The following is a 15742-nucleotide window of genomic DNA, read 5'->3' as shown; positions in this document are numbered from 1 at the left end:
TTGATCAGAAAAGTTCGATTTCGCCGACTGGGGGCTTTTGTGCGATTGGGGGTGTTTCGGGGACAATGTCTTGGACCAAACGGCATCGAATGCGGCCCGTTGCGGGCTGAAAATCCACACGGCGGGCGGATGAGCCACCCGTGTCCGCAAAGGCCAATGCAATACCGTCCGCCGCCAGAAATTGCTGTGCAAATTGGCTGTTGTTCAGCCCGATGCTGCGCATACCGCTGTGCATATTGGCCCCGCCATAGAGGCGCGCGCGCATGAAGCTGCGATGGGCACCCGCTTTCAGCATTTCATTGACCAGCAATTCCATCGCATAAAGGCCATAACGCTGGGCCGCGCCGATATCATCAGGGGCCGCGTGGGGCGGCAAAGACAACAGGAAATGGTTCATACCGCCCACCTTGGCGCGCGGATCATAGAGGCAACAGGCGATACAGCTTCCCAATATGGTGGTCAGCACCAAATTGGCGTCGCTCGATACTTCGCTTTCGCCCTGCATAACGCTGTGGCGACGCTGTTGCGGAGCAGAGGTTGGTAGAGGCCTTAGCATGAGCAAAGCTCCATCAGGCGCGCAGCGATGGATGACAGGGGCAGGACGTCATCCAGCCCGCCCATTTCGGCAGCGGCGCGGGGCATGCCGTAAATCAGCGATGTTTCGGCATTTTGCCCGATGGTGGGAATGCCAGCACCGCGCATGGCGACCAGTCCGCGTGCGCCATCGTCGCCCATGCCCGTCAGAATGACACCGACTGCGTCACTGGGACCATAGCTTGCCAAGGAAGCGAACAGCCGATCCGCCGATGGGCGGTGGCCGTTTACGGGATCACCATCGTCGATAATAGAACGCATGGGGCTGCGTCCCTTGATGGTGCAATGCTGTGGTCCGGCGGGTGCAATATAGATATGCCCGCGTTCGAGCGGCATATTATGCTTTGCTTCCATGACCTTGGGCGCAGCGGCACGGTCCAAGCTGCGGGCCAGCATGGCGGTATAGCCAGCGGGCATATGCTGGACGATGACGGTCGGCGGGCAATCCGCTGGAAAGCTGCCTAGCAGATGATTAAGGGCTTCGACGCCGCCAGTTGACGCCGCAATGGCGATCATCCGGCCATTCCACGCCTTGCCAATATGGGCGGCGGGACCAGCGGGCTGCGCAAGCGTGCGGCCTTGCAGCTTATATTTACAGGAGGCTGCGGCTTTTACCATTTGCACCAGACGGCCAGCATCATTGGACCATAAATCGCTGATGCGGCCAGCGGGCTTGGCATAGCAATCCACCGCGCCCAGCGACAAAGCCCGCAAAGTTGCCTCGGCCCCTTTTGCGGTGTGCGATGACAGCATGACCACCGGCGTGGGCCGCAGGCTCATAATTTTTTCCAGGAAATCGATGCCGTTCATACCGGGCATTTCGACGTCCAAGGTCACAACATCGGGGTCGCGCTCGCGGATCATGACACGGGCTTCGGCGGCATTGGCGGCCATGCCGATGACGTCAATATCACGGTCTTGGCGCAGCAGGCCCGCGATCATCGCGCGCATGGTCGGGCTGTCATCGACAATGATGGTCCGCACGCTCATGACACGGCCTTGCGAAAAATGGTCTGGCCGACATTTTCCACCAATGTAGCGGCACGTCCAATCAGCCTTTCGCTATGGCCGATGTAGAAATGCCCACCGGGGCGAAGCTGTTGGATCAGGCGGCATTGCAGTTTCTCGGTGGTTGGCGCGTCGAAATAAATCATCGTGTTGCGGCAAAAGATCACGTCAAAATTGGTCCGAATGGGCCAGTCGCCAATCAGGTTGAGATGCCGAAAGCGCACTATTTTGCGCACCATATCCGTCATTTGGACATGGCGGGTGTCATCGGTCAGCCACAGGGCGGCCAAATCAGCGGGGATTTCGGATCTGGCATCCCCATCATAGCGACCCGCCCGACCGATGTTCAGCACGTCATGATTGATGTCGGTTGCCAATATCGCGATATTGGCCTTGCTGATGCGCTTGGCCTCGACACGGTTGTTGCCCAGCAAGCTCATGGCCAGCGAGTGGACTTCTTCGCCCGACGATGAACCCGCCGACCACATGCGAACAGGATGTTTCTGGTCCACCGCCGCCAAAATCTGGGGCCGCACATGCTGGACGAAATGGGTGAAATGATGGGGTTCACGAAAAAAGCGGGTGTGATTGGTGGTCAGGGCCTGAATCAAGGCCTGACGCGTGCTGGCATTTTGCGCCGCTTCGGAAATGAACGCCGACAAAGTGCAGCCGCGTTCCCGCACCAATTTGGCAAGGCGGGATGCGACCAAGATACGCTTATTTTCGGGCAAGGTGATACCGCTATGATCATAAGCAAGGCGGGCAACCAAAGCAAAATCCTGTGGCGACAGGTCGCTGTCGTCCAAGGCTGTGGTGGTTGGCAGGCGGCTTAGCATCAACAGGCCCATTGGCGCGGAACGTCTTTGGCGCGCAGGGCGACCAAGCTTTCCACGTCCAAAATTAACGCGACACGGCCATCCCCCAAAATCGTTGCGCCCGATACGCCTTCGACGGGTTGATAATGGGTTTCCAGACTTTTGATCACCACTTGGCGTTGATCCACAATGGCATCGACCATCAAAATGGCTTGTCCCGCGCTTTCGGTGTCCACAATGATCAGCACGGCTTGCGACGGGTCCGTGATGGCGTCCGGCACGCCCAACTGATCGCCTACCGCCATCACGGGCAAATAGGCCCCGCGCACATTCAGCACATCATGGCCAAAGCCGGTATGTTCCACCGCGCCCACTTCGGGACGCAGGCTTTCGATGACATGCGTCAACGGAACGATGAAATTTTCTTCGCCTACCGACACAATCATGCCATCGGCGATCGCCAAGGTCAGGGGCAGGGCGAGGGTGAACACGCTGCCACGGCCGGGCTTTGATTCAATGGTGACGCGGCCACCCAAGGCATGAACGCCTTGGCGCACCACATCCATGCCGACCCCGCGCCCCGATATGTTAGACACGCTTTTTGCGGTCGAAAATCCGGGGGCAAAGATCAAATTGTCGATTTCTTCGTCGCTTAACCGCATGTCAGGCGTCACGATGCCGCGTTCAGTGGCAATGGCCAGCACCCGTTCGCGGTTGATGCCCGCGCCGTCATCGGCGACCGTAATGACGATACGCCCGCTTTTATGTTCGGCGGCCAAGCGCACGGTGCCCTCGGCTGGCTTGCCTTTGGCTAGGCGGTCGTCGGGCATTTCAATGCCATGATCCACGGAATTGCGGATCAGGTGGGTCAGCGGTTCACCCAAACGCTCGATAACCGTTTTGTCCAATTCGGTGGCTTCGCCTTCAACCTCCAAAATCACGCGTTTGCCGGTCGATGCTTCCAATTCACGGACGATACGCGGGACGCGGCTGAAGACGGATTTCACGGGTTGGGCGCGCAAAGCCATTGCGCTGTCCTGCAATTCGCGGGTCAGATGATCGAGATCGGTCAATTCCTGAATATCATCGGCCGAATCGCCCAGCAGACGCTGAGACAGCATGGATTGGGTGATCACCAATTCCCCGACCAAATTGACCAAACGGTCCAGCTTTTCCAACTCGACGCGAATGGTAGCGCTGGCGGCGGCCTTTGGGGCCGAAGGGGCAGCGGGCGCGCTGCGCGAAGAGGCTGATGGAGGCGAGGGAGTGGGTGCTGGTGCTGGTGCTGGTGCTGGTGCAGCAACAGCGACAGGCGGCTCTACAGCGGCGGCCATTATGCGTTGCGGGGGCGAGGCGGGCTGGAGCACGGGTGGCAAGGCTGCGGATTGCGGCGTTTCTATCCGTGCAGCAGAAGGGCCATCAAGCACCGAAATGTCGGCAACGTTGGTGTCGTCCACATTGCTGTCTGGCGTACTGGTGTTTGGGGCGTTGTTGTCCGCGCTGGTGCTGTCGTTCCAGTCCGCCGGTTCTGCGCGTTTCAGGTCAATGCTGGACGGGTCGGCGATGAAATCGAAAATCTCGAGGATTCGCTGTTCGGCAACATTGTGGGGCAGGTGGATGGTCCAACCAACATAAGCTTCATCCGCGTCAAAATGCTCAAGCGGTGGCAGGCTTTCCAAATCAACATAACGCACCGATCCGCCCAAGCGGCACAATTCGCGCACCAACAGCAAGGGGTCGCCACCATGCATCATATCGGCGGCGGTTGGGGCAAAGCGTAAAATCCAGTCGGGCGGGTTTATGGCGTCGCTATCCGCATCACTGTCGCCGCTCATGGCCACATCTTCGGCCAAGACATTCATTTCGGCCATCATGGCGGACAGGTCAAAGCCCAGATCCATGCTTCCCAAATCTGCTGGCCAATCAGCCGCAGGGGCTTGGGCATTGTTCACGGCATCGCTCTCGGCGCTCATGGCGACATCTTCGGCCAAGACATTCATTTCGGCCATCATGGCGGACAGATCAAAGCCCAAATCCACGCCTATTCCCAGATCGGGCGCAGCGGTTCCTGCGGCTTCGGCAGGTGCGCTGGCGGCATTGTCTGGAGTCGCTACGGCGGCTTGTTGCAGCCTATCCAGCATTGCAGCGTCGTCGGGCACGGCATTTTCCCCGCTGATCGCGCCAACATGGTCTGCCAACATATCAAAGGCCGCCATCAACAGGTCGACCAATGACGGGGTTACCGCGACGTCGCCGTCCCGAACCTTGTCCAACAAGGTCTCAAAATGATGGGTAAAGCTTTGTAGATCCGCAAAGCCAAAGGCCCCTGCGCCGCCCTTGATCGAGTGAACGGCCCGAAAGATGCTGTTGATGGTTTCCGCATCATATTGCCCAGATTTGATATCCAGCAAGGCAGCTTCGGCATGGCCCAGACCTTCTTCGCATTCCTGCAAATAAATAGCCTGAATTTCTTCGTTGGTCATGCCCGTTCCTCGGACTGGTGAGGCAGGGGTAGGGGCAGCGATAGGGCGGCGCTCAGGCCCGCCATTTGCGCGGCCCGCAACAGGTCTGCGCTAGCGGACGTCAGGCTAATGGCGGACGATGATGATGCACTGCGCAGCGCGGAGGCCAACAATTGCAAACCCGCCAAACCTATTTTTTCAACCGCCGATCCGTCGATAGTGACGCCGCTGTTTTGCAGGATATTTTGCATATCCAGTGCCAGTTGGCGCACCGCTTCTTGATCCAGCCGTGCGGGCAAAATGATGTGCCGCATGTCTGATACCGCCCCTTAAACCGTTAAAATTCCGACCAATCATCATCTGCGCCAGCGCTGGCCAGCGCTGCGGTCGGCTGAGGTGTGACCGGCGGAGCGGCTGGGCGGCCGCGGCCCAAAGTGGGGGCACAGGACGGCGTCCCGCTGCCCCGACGCGGGGCTGATGCTGGGGCTTTAAAAGGTGCGTGAGCCAGCGAAGATACTGGCACAGCCATGCCGTTTTGATAGCGACTAGAGGGCGCGCTGTTGGCCAAGTTGAAATGGCCAACCAGAGCCGCAAGCTGGCTCGCTTCATTGGCCAAACTGCGCGCTGCGGCAGTGGATTGTTCGACCATCGCAGCATTTTGCTGGGTCATCTTGTCCATTTCGCCAACGGCGACGTTAATTTGCTGCAAGCTGTTGGCCTGTGTACCCGCCAATTGCGAGATATTGCCCGCCAATTGCGAGATATAGCCGATGCGGTCGACAATGCGGTCCAGCGATTCGCCCGACTGGCCAACCAAGGCCACGCCGCGTTCGACCTGCTGCGAACTGGCGCTGATCAAATCCTTGATATGCTTGGCGGCTTCGGCGGAACGCTGGGCGAGCGCGCGCACTTCATTGGCGACAACCGCAAAACCCTTGCCTGCGTCGCCAGCCCGTGCAGCCTCGACGCCCGCATTTAACGCCAATAGGTTGGTTTGGAATGCAATGCCATCAATGACATTGGTGATTTGGGTGATTTCTTGGGCGGAGCGATGAATATCGTCCATTGCGCGCACCGCTTCTTTGACCACCGCGCCGCCTTGGCTCGCGTCATGATGAGCCTCTTCGACGCTGTTTTTCACATGCTCCGCACCCTCAGCCGCTTCGCGAACGCCGCTGGTCAGTTGGTCCATAGCAGCGGCTGTTTGCTCCAGCGAGGCGGCCTGTTGTTCGGTCCGGATAGACAGATCGTCGGATGCCTGCGCGATCTCCACCGATCCGGTATTGATGCTGTCGGCGGTCACGGAAACTTGGACCAGCGTTTCGCTGATCTTTTCCCGCATATTCTCGAAATCTTTTTCGATTTGGGCAAAGGCTTCGGGCAATTCGCCCAGTTCGGATGTGAAATCACCCTGGGCCAGTTCCGATAGGGCTGAACCAAATTGGTCGATCACGGCCAATCGCTGGCCTTCTTCGGCATGGAAATAAGCCGACAAAGCAACGTCCATGTCCAGCAAGGCCAATTTGACCAATGTGCTGATCTTCTTGCCCAATTGCTTGCCATTCAGGCGCTGAACCAAAGATTCATTGATGATCGCTTGAATGACGCGTTCGAGCACCAAGGCATAGCCGCCAATATACCATGTTGGCTTCAGGCCGATTTGGGCATGAACATTGCCGATACGCTCGGCGCGTTGAAAATATCCTTCATCCAGCGGGCGCGCGAACAATTGCTGCCAATGGCCCAATTGCTTATCCCGTGCATGGTTCATCGCTTGTTGCGACGAAAAGAAATGCGACACTTGGGCCGTTTGGCTGATTTTACCGTAAAATGCGGTCATCGCCGTGGGGGCATGGTCATCCAGCGACTTGGCGATAGCCGGAAATTGAGCATAATCAGAACGGCTGATACCAAAGAAATTAATCCTTGCAGCAATTTCTTCAGCGCGTTGATTGCGGTCCACGGTGCGACTCCATCAGTATATTGTGCCCCAATATTGGTGGTTTACCGATTGGGAACGATGCTGACGCCCTAACTGCAACTCTTTAATCAAAGGTTGATGAGTTGATAAACATTGTTGTTATGCCCTGACATTCTCCAAAAAAGCTTGGGCGACGGTGGCGTTCAGCGCTTCGGCGATCAGAAAGCCTTGGATGCGGTCGCACCCCATGCGCGCCAGCATGCGCATTTGGTCCTCGGTTTCCACGCCTTCGGCAACCACTTGCAAACCCAAGCGGTGGGACAGGGTAATCAGGCTGTCGACAATGACGCGGTCTTTGCTGCTGTTGCAAATCGCCTGAACGAAGCTCCGGTCGATTTTCACAACATGGATGGGCAGTTCACGCAAATGGGTTAGCGAGGCAAAGCCGGTTCCAAAATCATCAAAAGCAATGCGGATGCCCAATTGATGCAATTTATCAATGCTGCTTCGCACACGGCGGGCTTGGCGATCCAGCAACATGCCTTCGGTGATTTCGATGGCCAGTTGATTGGGACGGATTTGGCCGGATAGAATGGCATCGACAATTCGGCCGACAAACATGTCGGACCGCAGGTCTGGTCCCGTGGCATTCACGCTGATCGTGCTGAAGGCCATGCCCGCCGCATTCCATTGCTGAATTTGGTTGATGGCGGTGTTCAAGGCCAAATTGCCAATTTCGCGGGCGGTCGCTTCTTCTTGCAAGATTTCGGAAAAACTGCCCGGCGTTAAAATCGTGCCATCATCGTCTATCCAGCGAACCAGCGCCTCAAATGCGGGTGGGCCAGACGCGCAGAGCGAAATAATGGGTTGATAATAAATATGAATTTGTTTGTTTGCAAAGGCTTGAAAGAAACGAGTGCGTAGATCAAGTCGCCGTTCAGCCTCGGCTTCATAGGTGATTTGGAACGCGCGCCAGTCGTCGCCCCCCTCGCGTTTGGCAGCATAGAGGGCCAGATCGGCCCGCCGCATCAATTCATGGCTGTTGTCGCCATCATTGGGAAAGCGAGACAAGCCGATGCTGGCGGTGCTGCGCGGAACGGCGCTGTCCGTTAAACGGTGGGCATATATATCCTGCAACATCGCCCGAAGTCGTTGATCCAACGTGGCGGGAGCGTCGGATGCTCGCAAAATCATGGCGAATTCATCGCCGCCCAATCGTCCCAACAGTTCGTCGTCGTGCAGATGAGTGCCGATAATATCGGCGACATTGCGCAGCAATTGGTCCCCAATATTGTGACCGCCAGCGTCATTGACCTCTTTGAAATGGTCCAGATCCAGCATAGCCACATGAAAGGGGGCTTGTTTCGCCTGGGCGGTGCGTTCCTCCAACTGGCTGAGGAAATGTCGGCGGTTGGCGGCGCCGGTCAGCACATCAAAATGGGCTTGGTTCCATAATTCCTGCCGAGCATGGGTCAACGGCGTGACGTCGAACCGAATGGCGGTATAGCCCAAAATTTTCCCGTCGGCGCTTCGGTTGGGGACAATGGTGGTGTCCACCCAATAAAGATGGCCGCCCTTGGCGCGGTTGCACAGCGTTCCATGCCATGTTTTTCCGCGTGAAATGCTGCGGTATAAATTTTGGAAAAAGGCGCGGTCATGCACACCAGATTTCAGCAGACGGTGGTTGCGGCCAATCAGCTCATCTTGGGTATAGCCGCTGAGGTCGCAAAATTTTTGATTGACGGCAACAATATTGCCCCGTGCGTCGGTGATCGCGACGATCGCTGCCTGATTCAGCGCCTCGCGCGGATTGGCAAAAGCCGCCTGCAACGCTTCTTGCGGGCTGACCGGCGCTTGTTCCACGATCAGCGCGGCGGGCACGCCTGCACTTGCGTCCGCATTCCGGTCCGCGTCGGAAAAAAAAGCGGCGGCGCTTGTGGAAGGGCGCTGGTGATCGGCGGGCAAAAGGGTGCGGTCGGCTAAATTTGCCAAATGCGGCATGGGTCGGGCTCACTTCTAGTGAGAGGGTCTATCTGTTTGAAATCCTAAAATAGAATTAAGATCGCGCCGATAGCATATAGTTTACTACCGATCCATGCAGGAAGGATGTGGGGGGGTGGACGCCGGAAAGCTGGGCTTTTACGGTCACGATCTGGCGAATTAAGGGGGGCTTTTAGCCCGGTAGAGAAGCGATGGGATTGCGGCGGATCTACCGCCGTTATGGGCAGCGTGAGTGGAGTCGCTGCGCCGGTTTTAAAATGCGAATGCTATTTTATAATATTTGGATAGGGTCGCCGCAGGGCATGCGACTTTAATCGACCATATCGGCGATTAGGCGTTGCAACTCGCGGCGAGGAAGGACGGCCAAGGGGCGTTTTTCGGCAGGCAGGCGAAGCGGCTTTCCCGCGAGCGAAAGGCCGGAAAGGCGGGGATAAATATTGTTACTATGTGTCATATTACTCTTTTATCGTTGAAATATTGCATTTGGATGACGCCGAATAAGGGTGCGGCATCATGGTTGGTCATAGTTGAGACTGTGACAGGTTCATCGCAAAATATAGGATTTTAGCGGGGTTGGGCCGAAAGGACGACCCTATTTGAACCAAACTAGACCATGCAGCGCGGTGGCCGCACTGATCAAGCTGACCTGAATATAGGACGGGCCATGCGGTTTTTCAAGCCGCGCCGAGCCGCCCAATCCACAAGCGGTGCTGATGCGCGGATTAACGCTGACGCCGAAGGCTGGGCAGCATTTTTGCCATCACGCCATCTTTCAGGCCGAAATGATGAAATAGAGCCATCGCGATATGCCCCAAAATCAGCGCCAGCAATGTCCAGCCAAACAGCCCATGCACAGCATTGGCGGGGGCCATTAGCGCCGGAATTTTCTGACCTGTTGAGGCGAGCAGCTCGGTCCCAAAAAATTTTACGCCGCGTCCGCTGCCGATGGAACGAAGGAGGGCAACAAAGGGAATGATCAGCATGGCCGCATAGAAAATGGCATGTAGGCTGCGGGCGGCGGTACCCGACAGGTTGACGGAATATGCTGGCCGGCGGGGCCGCTGAATGATCGCCCATGTCACGCGAATGATCGCCGTTACCAAGATGATCAGACCAATTGAGCCATGTGTGGCTGTCCATGCTTTAATCAGCGGGGTTTCCCCCCATATTCCTTCGGCGATCAGGCCGCCAAATTGCCAAAACAGCAGTGCGGCCATCACCCAATGCAGCAAGCGCGTGAAGGCATCATAGGATTTGATGGTGGAGCGTGGGTTCATGCTGTTCCTCCGTGCTGCAGTTGGGCCATATTTGGCTAGGTCAGCATGATTGATATGCGGAAAATTGTCTCAACTCCATGACTTTGTGCGCGATTGCGCGAGCAAAATGCACGGGAAGCCGTGAAAACATATGTGCGCAGTTGGGATAAGGGAGGGGCATGTGCGTGCCAGACGCGGGCGGCCAAGCCGCTATATGCTATCCATCAGCGAGCAAATGACCGATGGCGACAGAATTGCAAGATAAGGACCGGAGGGATTTTGGGAAAGCAGCGGACATGGGCCGCATTATTTGGCGCAATTATTCGCTGAGCAGTGCCATGGAAACGCGGGCGGTGCCGGTGCGGTGCATGCCGATTTCGCGTGCTGCAGCTTGGGATACGTCGATAACGCGGCGATGGGTGAAGGGGCCGCGGTCATTGATACGGACGATCACGCTTTGGCCATTGTTCAAATTGGTAACGCGCACTTTGCTGCCAAATGCCAAGGAGGGATGGGCGGCCGTCAGTTCGTCTGGGTTAAAGCGTTCGCCACTGGCGGTGCGGTTTCCGGCCAATTCTTTGCCGTAAAAGCTTGCCAAGCCGTCGCCGACATGGGTTTCCGCATTATCTGTGTCGTTGATGTCATTTTCGTCGGCAAGCGGGGCCTCGACGTCATCGGCCTTTTCGTTAATCGACAAAGCTGGGACATAGGTTGTTTGCGGCGCAACATTTGAGCGCGACAGGCGTTGATCCACAACCGAGACAGCTGACAACATGGCGTTCACCGATGCGCTTACGCCGCTCGGCAGTGTCTCAGCCTGTACGGTGGCCGAATTTGCGAGCAGCAGCGGTGCTGCAATGGCCATCAAATAACGCATAGGGATCCCCTGTTTTTGCTGAAGGGGCTTCAAGCAGCATGGCGTTTGGCCTGCAATATTTTGGCGATGGCTTGAGCCGATAATCCGACCAAATGAGTAGTGATTTTGGGATGTGTTGCAATAAAAAAGGGCGGAAAACCGCCCTTTTTATGATTTCCATATTTGGTAGATTTACGACATTTGTCGCCTGTTACACGTCCAAATTCGCCACTGACAAAGCGTTGGTTTGAATGAATTCGCGCCGTGGTTCCACTTCGTCGCCCATCAGGCGTTCAAAGATTTCATGCGCAACATCAGCCTGTTCCGCTTCGACCCGCAGCAAGGAACGATTGGATGGGTCGAGCGTGGTTTCCCACAATTGCTCGGCGTTCATCTCACCCAGTCCTTTGTATCGGCTGATCGACAGGCCACGGCGGCTGTTCGCAAAAATGGCCTCCAGCAGTTCGGATGGGCGAGTCACAGGGGTGGATTTCCCTGTGATGGTGACGCTTGTTTCGCCATTTTCGCTGCTGGCCTCTGCTTCCACATGATTGGCACTTTGCTTCACCAAGCGCGAGGGGGCGGTATAGCTTTCGCCCTGTTCCGCTGCCAATTTGTGCAAGCGACGTGCCTCTTGGCTGGCCAAAAAGGCAGCGTCGATGCTGTGGAAATCGCTTACGCCGCGCCAGCGACGTTCCAATTGATATCCGCCATGGTCGTCGGCAGAAACGGTCCAAACCGCTTCGCCGCTGCCCGACAGGGCTTTGTCGGCGGCGTTCAGCCACGCAGGCAAGGTAGCGGCGGCGCGAGCGCGGCCCGCTGTATCCAATTCGGGGTCCAGTGCGCCAGTCAGCGCCAAGGCTTCGATCAGGCCGTGGTTCAGATTGCGCGGAACATAATGCATCAAGGCGCGCATCCGGCGGCCATGTTCAATTAATTCGCGCAGGTCCTGACCAAAACGGGTTCCGCCTTGGCTTTCCAACACCAGCGTATCAATGCCCGCGTCGACCAGATAATTTTCCAGTGCCGCGTCATCCTTCAAATAGACTTCGCTGCGGCCCTTCGCCACTTTGTACAAAGGCGGCTGCGCAATATAAAGATGACCATTTTCAATGATTTCTGGCATCTGGCGATAGAAGAATGTCAGCAGCAAGGTGCGAATATGCGCGCCGTCGACGTCAGCGTCGGTCATGATCACAATCTTGTGATACCGCAATTTTTCAAGGTTAAATTCATCACGAATGCCGGTGCCCAGTGCTTGGATCAGCGTGCCGACTTCCTTGGATGAGATAATCCGATCAAAACGGGCGCGTTCGACGTTCAAGATTTTACCCTTGAGCGGCAAAATGGCTTGAACCTTGCGGTCACGGCCTTGCTTTGCGCTGCCGCCTGCGGAGTCCCCTTCGACCAAGAATAATTCGCATTTGCTGGGGTCGCGTTCTTGGCAATCCGCCAGTTTGCCGGGCAGGGAAGCGATGTCCATTGCACCCTTGCGGCGGGTCAGTTCGCGGGCGCGGCGGGCGGCTTCACGGGCCGCTGCGGCATCGACGATTTTCTGAACGACGATTTTGGCGTTCGAGGGATTTTCTTCCAACCAATCGTTCAGTCGGTCGGCCATCAGGCTTTCCAATGGTTGACGCACTTCGCTGCTGACCAGCTTGTCTTTGGTTTGGGACGAGAATTTGGGGTCCGGCAGTTTGACCGACACAATGGCCGTCAAGCCTTCGCGCATATCTTCGCCGGTCAGGCTGACCTTTTCCTTTTTCAGCAGGCCAGATTTTTCGCCATAATTGTTCAACGTGCGAGTCAGGGCCGCACGGAAAGCCGCCAAGTGGGTGCCGCCGTCGCGCTGTGGGATGTTGTTGGTGAAGCACAGCACATTTTCATAATAGCTGTCGTTCCATTCCAAGGCGACATCAATGCCAATGCCGTCGCGTTCCGACGAAATCGCAATGGGGTCGGGCAGCAGCGGATTTTTGTTGCGGTCGAGGAATTTCACAAAAGCCGCAATGCCGCCTTCGTAAAACAGGTCATGCACCATATGTTCGGTGCTGCGTGCGTCCACCAATTTGATGCGAACGCCGCTGTTCAAAAAGGCCAGTTCGCGATAGCGATGTTCCAGCTTGGCGAAATCAAATTCAGTGACGTTTTTGAACGTCTCGGTCGAGGGGTAAAAAGTGACGCATGTGCCCTTTTTACCCGCTGCAGCAGGGCCGCGCTCGATCAATGGAGCGACACTGTCGCCATGTTCAAAGCGCATCCAATGTTCGATACCGTCGCGCCAGATGGTCAGTTCCAACCATTCGGACAAAGCGTTGACCACCGACACACCGACACCATGCAAACCGCCGGATACTTTATAGGCGTTGTCATCGCTGCTATTTTCAAATTTACCGCCAGCATGAAGCTGGGTCATAATGACTTCGGCAGCCGAAATGCCTTCTTCGCTGTGAATGCCCGTCGGAATGCCGCGGCCATTATCTTCAACGCTGACCGATCCGTCGCTGTTCAGGGTAATCAGCACCAGATCGCAATGGCCCGCCAAGGCTTCGTCAATCGCATTGTCAGACACTTCGAATACCATATGGTGCAGACCGGAACCGTCATCCGTGTCACCAATATACATGCCGGGGCGCTTGCGAACAGCGTCAAGGCCCTTCAGAACCTTAATCGAATCGGCACCATAGCTGTTCTGATTGGGTTGTTGGGACGGGCTGTCGCTGTGGGTCTGTGCTGCTGTCAGCGTTTCACCAGTCGCGTTTTGCGGCGTCGTGTTTTCAGTGCTTTCGGTCATGTCGATGATATAGGGTCCAGACCCGAAAAACCCAAGCGAAAATGCGGACCAAGCAAAGCTGATCAGCGACATTGCGCACGGCGTCTTGCGGCGCTAGTTTTACATCATGATATTTTCCATGCCCCTGATCCGATTGCCGCGCCCGATGGCCGCCAAATCGCTATGTGCCATCGCTGCTTTGTCGTTGGTGAGCGCTTGTTCCACGCCCGCCCCACCAGAGGATAATGCACCCGCCGTGTCCGGCGCGGCTTTGGCGGTGCGCCCTGTGCAAGTGGGCACAGAAGGACCAAGCCTGCCCGCCTGTTCGAGCGTGTCAAAGGTCAAGGAAGGCGGCACGGACGTGTATTGGGCACCCGATGAGACGCGGGCGGTGAAGGCCAAGCTGGCCGCTGGGTCGCCAATTTCGGTCTGTGAAGCCGCGGAAAATGACGAATGGTTTGGTGTGGTATTTGCCGCGCCCCGCACGGAACCGGAAATGTGCGGCGTAACCCGTTCTGTCGCCAGTCAGCAGGAATATCAGGGACCGTGCCGTTGGGGCTGGATTAAAGCTGGGTCGGTTCGGCTGGGTAGCTGAGGCGAGCCTGGCCCCGCTAGTCCAGTTCGGTCAAACGCTTGAAGGCACGCTATTTTTCCGCGTGCCTGCTATGGTGACAATCAGGCGGCACGGCCCCAACTAGGGTAGGCCGCCTTTTTTGTGTCAGCGGGGCTGGGTAATTGCGCAGTTTGGCGTCACAACGTTCCCGTGGGTCGCCGCGATATGAATCACCCCCGACAATCTTCGATGACACGGCCCACCTCGCTGTGGGCGGGCAGAGTCAGGGTGCGACCATTGCTGGCATCCAACGCAAAGCGGCCTCGGCTGAAGGCCATTTGATCCAGCTTATGGTCGCGCGGCGACAGGACCAGCAAATTGCCACCCGATCCATGGGGTTCAAAGCGCAAGCGCGTGTTGCCAAAACTGGTTTTGAAATCCACCGCCACGGCTTGGCCGCCCGATGCAAAGGCGGCGGTTTCCAGTCGCATTGACCCGCCTGCACAGGCCATGGTGATGATGGGCGCGCTTTGTCCGGCCGCGACATAGGACGCCGTGCGCCGCGAGGCATCATAGCGCCAAGCGCCAGATGTCAGGGCGCGTTCTTCCCAGCTTTTTAGCGGCGGTGCCACGGATGGCGGCGCTGGCGGCGGCGGGGGAAGGGGGGCCTGCGGCGGTGTTTCGTCGACCTTGGGGATGGCAGCACAGCCGCCCAGCGCGGTGATCAGCGCGGCGGATAAGGCCCAGCGAAGCTTGCTATGCTGCCATGTCATTCGTTAAAATCCCTGCCATTCCAATATGTCATCAATATCTGCACGGGGCACTGGCCAGTTGTTGACGGGTGCGTCCATGTCAGCATAGCCGATGGCCAAACCCGTAAACAAAATTTGCCCATCATCCAAGCCAAGCGTGTCGCGGATGGTTTTTCCGTACATGGCCCAACATTCCTGCGGGCATGTAGCAAGCCCAGCCTCCGTCAACAATAACATCAATGATTGCAGCCACATACCCATGTCCGACCATTGCGGTGGCCCCATGATGCGCGAGCAATGAACAAAAAGCATTACGGGTGCGCCGAAACCACGGTAATTTTCCATGAACTGTTTCAAGCGGCCACTTCGGTCCTCACGCGGGATGTTCAGGGACGCATATAATCCTTCGCCAACGCCAAAGCGGCGGCTTTCCCAAGGATCGGTGATGGCAGGGGGGTAAATGTCATATTCTGGTTCATGCCCCGCTTTGCCCATGGCGATGCGGCCCGTCACGGCTTGCTGGACTTCTGCCCATTTGTCGCCAGTTACAAGGACACCTTGCCAAGGTTGTAAATTGCCGCCGGATGGCGCGCGCTGGGCTTTGCGGAAAATATCGCGCAGCAAGGCGGGATCAACAGCCTTGTCTTGAAATGCGCGCACCGACCGGCGCGCCGCCAAAGCGGATGTAACAGAAATAGGCGATGCGGCGTCAGACATGAATTTCCCCTCGGTGATGATCATCGGTGCGGTC

The 15742-nt window shown here is 56.9% G+C and carries 14 protein-coding genes; 1 reads left to right on the top strand and 13 read right to left on the bottom strand.

Annotation, left to right across the window (positions count from 1 at the left end; genetic code table 11):
- Positions 1-4 precede the first annotated feature (4 nt).
- The 11 genes from LKO31_RS08435 to gyrB form a co-directional block, all read right to left on the bottom strand.
- Positions 5-556 carry a chemotaxis protein CheD gene (locus LKO31_RS08435; protein ID WP_227689851.1) on the bottom strand — a complete coding sequence of 184 codons (552 nt, stop codon included), beginning with the start codon at positions 554-556 and terminating at the stop codon, positions 5-7.
- On the bottom strand, positions 550-1584 hold the full coding sequence (locus LKO31_RS08430) for a protein-glutamate methylesterase/protein-glutamine glutaminase (protein ID WP_227689850.1): 1035 nt from the start codon (positions 1582-1584) through the stop codon (positions 550-552). The genes LKO31_RS08435 and LKO31_RS08430 overlap by 7 nt, the downstream gene beginning before the upstream one ends.
- The gene (locus LKO31_RS08425; protein WP_227689849.1) at positions 1581-2438 is read right to left on the bottom strand and encodes a CheR family methyltransferase; all 858 of its coding nucleotides are present in this window, start codon (positions 2436-2438) and stop codon (positions 1581-1583) included. The genes LKO31_RS08430 and LKO31_RS08425 overlap by 4 nt, the downstream gene beginning before the upstream one ends.
- A complete protein-coding gene (locus LKO31_RS08420) occupies positions 2438-4900 on the bottom strand; it encodes a chemotaxis protein CheA (protein WP_227689848.1) in 2463 nt (820 codons plus the stop codon). The genes LKO31_RS08425 and LKO31_RS08420 overlap by 1 nt, the downstream gene beginning before the upstream one ends.
- Entirely contained in the window at positions 4897-5193 is a 297-nt protein-coding gene (locus tag LKO31_RS08415; protein ID WP_227689847.1) for an STAS domain-containing protein, read from the bottom strand. Before LKO31_RS08415 ends, LKO31_RS08420 begins: the two co-directional genes overlap by 4 nt.
- A gap of 23 nt (positions 5194-5216) precedes the next feature.
- Positions 5217-6842: a methyl-accepting chemotaxis protein gene (locus tag LKO31_RS08410; RefSeq protein ID WP_227689846.1), complete on the bottom strand. Its 1626-nt coding sequence runs from the start codon at positions 6840-6842 to the stop codon at positions 5217-5219.
- Between the two features lie 117 nt (positions 6843-6959).
- The gene (locus LKO31_RS08405) at positions 6960-8801 is read right to left on the bottom strand and encodes a putative bifunctional diguanylate cyclase/phosphodiesterase (protein WP_227689845.1); all 1842 of its coding nucleotides are present in this window, start codon (positions 8799-8801) and stop codon (positions 6960-6962) included.
- A 310-nt stretch (positions 8802-9111) separates the two neighbouring features.
- A complete protein-coding gene (locus LKO31_RS08400; RefSeq protein ID WP_227689844.1) occupies positions 9112-9255 on the bottom strand; it encodes a hypothetical protein in 144 nt (47 codons plus the stop codon).
- Between the two features lie 268 nt (positions 9256-9523).
- Positions 9524-10078, bottom strand: a complete 555-nt coding sequence (locus LKO31_RS08395; protein ID WP_227689843.1) for a cytochrome b — start codon at positions 10076-10078, stop codon at positions 9524-9526.
- Positions 10079-10376: 298 nt separating this feature from the next.
- Positions 10377-10934, bottom strand: coding sequence for a septal ring lytic transglycosylase RlpA family protein (locus LKO31_RS08390; RefSeq protein WP_227689842.1), 558 nt, complete (start codon positions 10932-10934; stop codon positions 10377-10379).
- A 190-nt stretch (positions 10935-11124) separates the two neighbouring features.
- Positions 11125-13707, bottom strand: a complete 2583-nt coding sequence (gene gyrB / locus LKO31_RS08385; RefSeq protein ID WP_227690584.1) for a DNA topoisomerase (ATP-hydrolyzing) subunit B — start codon at positions 13705-13707, stop codon at positions 11125-11127.
- Between the two features lie 118 nt (positions 13708-13825).
- On the opposite strand from gyrB, the gene LKO31_RS08380 reads away from it, so the two are divergent.
- Complete coding sequence (locus LKO31_RS08380) at positions 13826-14281, top strand: hypothetical protein (RefSeq protein ID WP_227689841.1); 456 nt, start codon at positions 13826-13828, stop codon at positions 14279-14281.
- Positions 14282-14469: 188 nt separating this feature from the next.
- Here the strand turns inward: LKO31_RS08380 and LKO31_RS08375 are convergent, their stop codons facing one another.
- Positions 14470-15012, bottom strand: coding sequence for a hypothetical protein (locus LKO31_RS08375; protein WP_227689840.1), 543 nt, complete (start codon positions 15010-15012; stop codon positions 14470-14472).
- A 3-nt stretch (positions 15013-15015) separates the two neighbouring features.
- Positions 15016-15708, bottom strand: coding sequence for a nitroreductase (locus LKO31_RS08370; RefSeq protein ID WP_227689839.1), 693 nt, complete (start codon positions 15706-15708; stop codon positions 15016-15018).
- Positions 15709-15742: the final 34 nt, after the last annotated feature.

The organism is Sphingopyxis yananensis (genome assembly GCF_020687785.1).
Taxonomy (GTDB): Bacteria; Pseudomonadota; Alphaproteobacteria; order Sphingomonadales; family Sphingomonadaceae; genus Sphingopyxis; species Sphingopyxis yananensis.
Note: the sequence above shows the minus strand (reverse complement) of the source record. Positions and strands in the feature narration are given on the sequence as shown.

Excerpts from the sequence above, each read along its gene's own strand:
- LKO31_RS08395 (WP_227689843.1), bottom strand. The coding sequence starts at position 10,078 with ATGAACCCACGCTCCACCATCAAATCCTATGATGCCTTCACGCGCTTG.
- LKO31_RS08420 (WP_227689848.1), bottom strand. The coding sequence starts at position 4,900 with ATGACCAACGAAGAAATTCAGGCTATTTATTTGCAGGAATGCGAAGAA.
- LKO31_RS08400 (WP_227689844.1), bottom strand. The coding sequence starts at position 9,255 with ATGACACATAGTAACAATATTTATCCCCGCCTTTCCGGCCTTTCGCTC.
- LKO31_RS08425 (WP_227689849.1), bottom strand. The coding sequence starts at position 2,438 with ATGCTAAGCCGCCTGCCAACCACCACAGCCTTGGACGACAGCGACCTG.
- LKO31_RS08405 (WP_227689845.1), bottom strand. The coding sequence starts at position 8,801 with ATGCCGCATTTGGCAAATTTAGCCGACCGCACCCTTTTGCCCGCCGAT.
- LKO31_RS08375 (WP_227689840.1), bottom strand. The coding sequence starts at position 15,012 with ATGACATGGCAGCATAGCAAGCTTCGCTGGGCCTTATCCGCCGCGCTG.
- LKO31_RS08390 (WP_227689842.1), bottom strand. The coding sequence starts at position 10,934 with ATGCGTTATTTGATGGCCATTGCAGCACCGCTGCTGCTCGCAAATTCG.
- LKO31_RS08415 (WP_227689847.1), bottom strand. The coding sequence starts at position 5,193 with ATGCGGCACATCATTTTGCCCGCACGGCTGGATCAAGAAGCGGTGCGC.
- LKO31_RS08435 (WP_227689851.1), bottom strand. The coding sequence starts at position 556 with ATGCTAAGGCCTCTACCAACCTCTGCTCCGCAACAGCGTCGCCACAGC.
- LKO31_RS08370 (WP_227689839.1), bottom strand. The coding sequence starts at position 15,708 with ATGTCTGACGCCGCATCGCCTATTTCTGTTACATCCGCTTTGGCGGCG.
- LKO31_RS08430 (WP_227689850.1), bottom strand. The coding sequence starts at position 1,584 with ATGAGCGTGCGGACCATCATTGTCGATGACAGCCCGACCATGCGCGCG.
- LKO31_RS08380 (WP_227689841.1), top strand. The coding sequence starts at position 13,826 with ATGCCCCTGATCCGATTGCCGCGCCCGATGGCCGCCAAATCGCTATGT.
- gyrB (WP_227690584.1), bottom strand. The coding sequence starts at position 13,707 with ATGACCGAAAGCACTGAAAACACGACGCCGCAAAACGCGACTGGTGAA.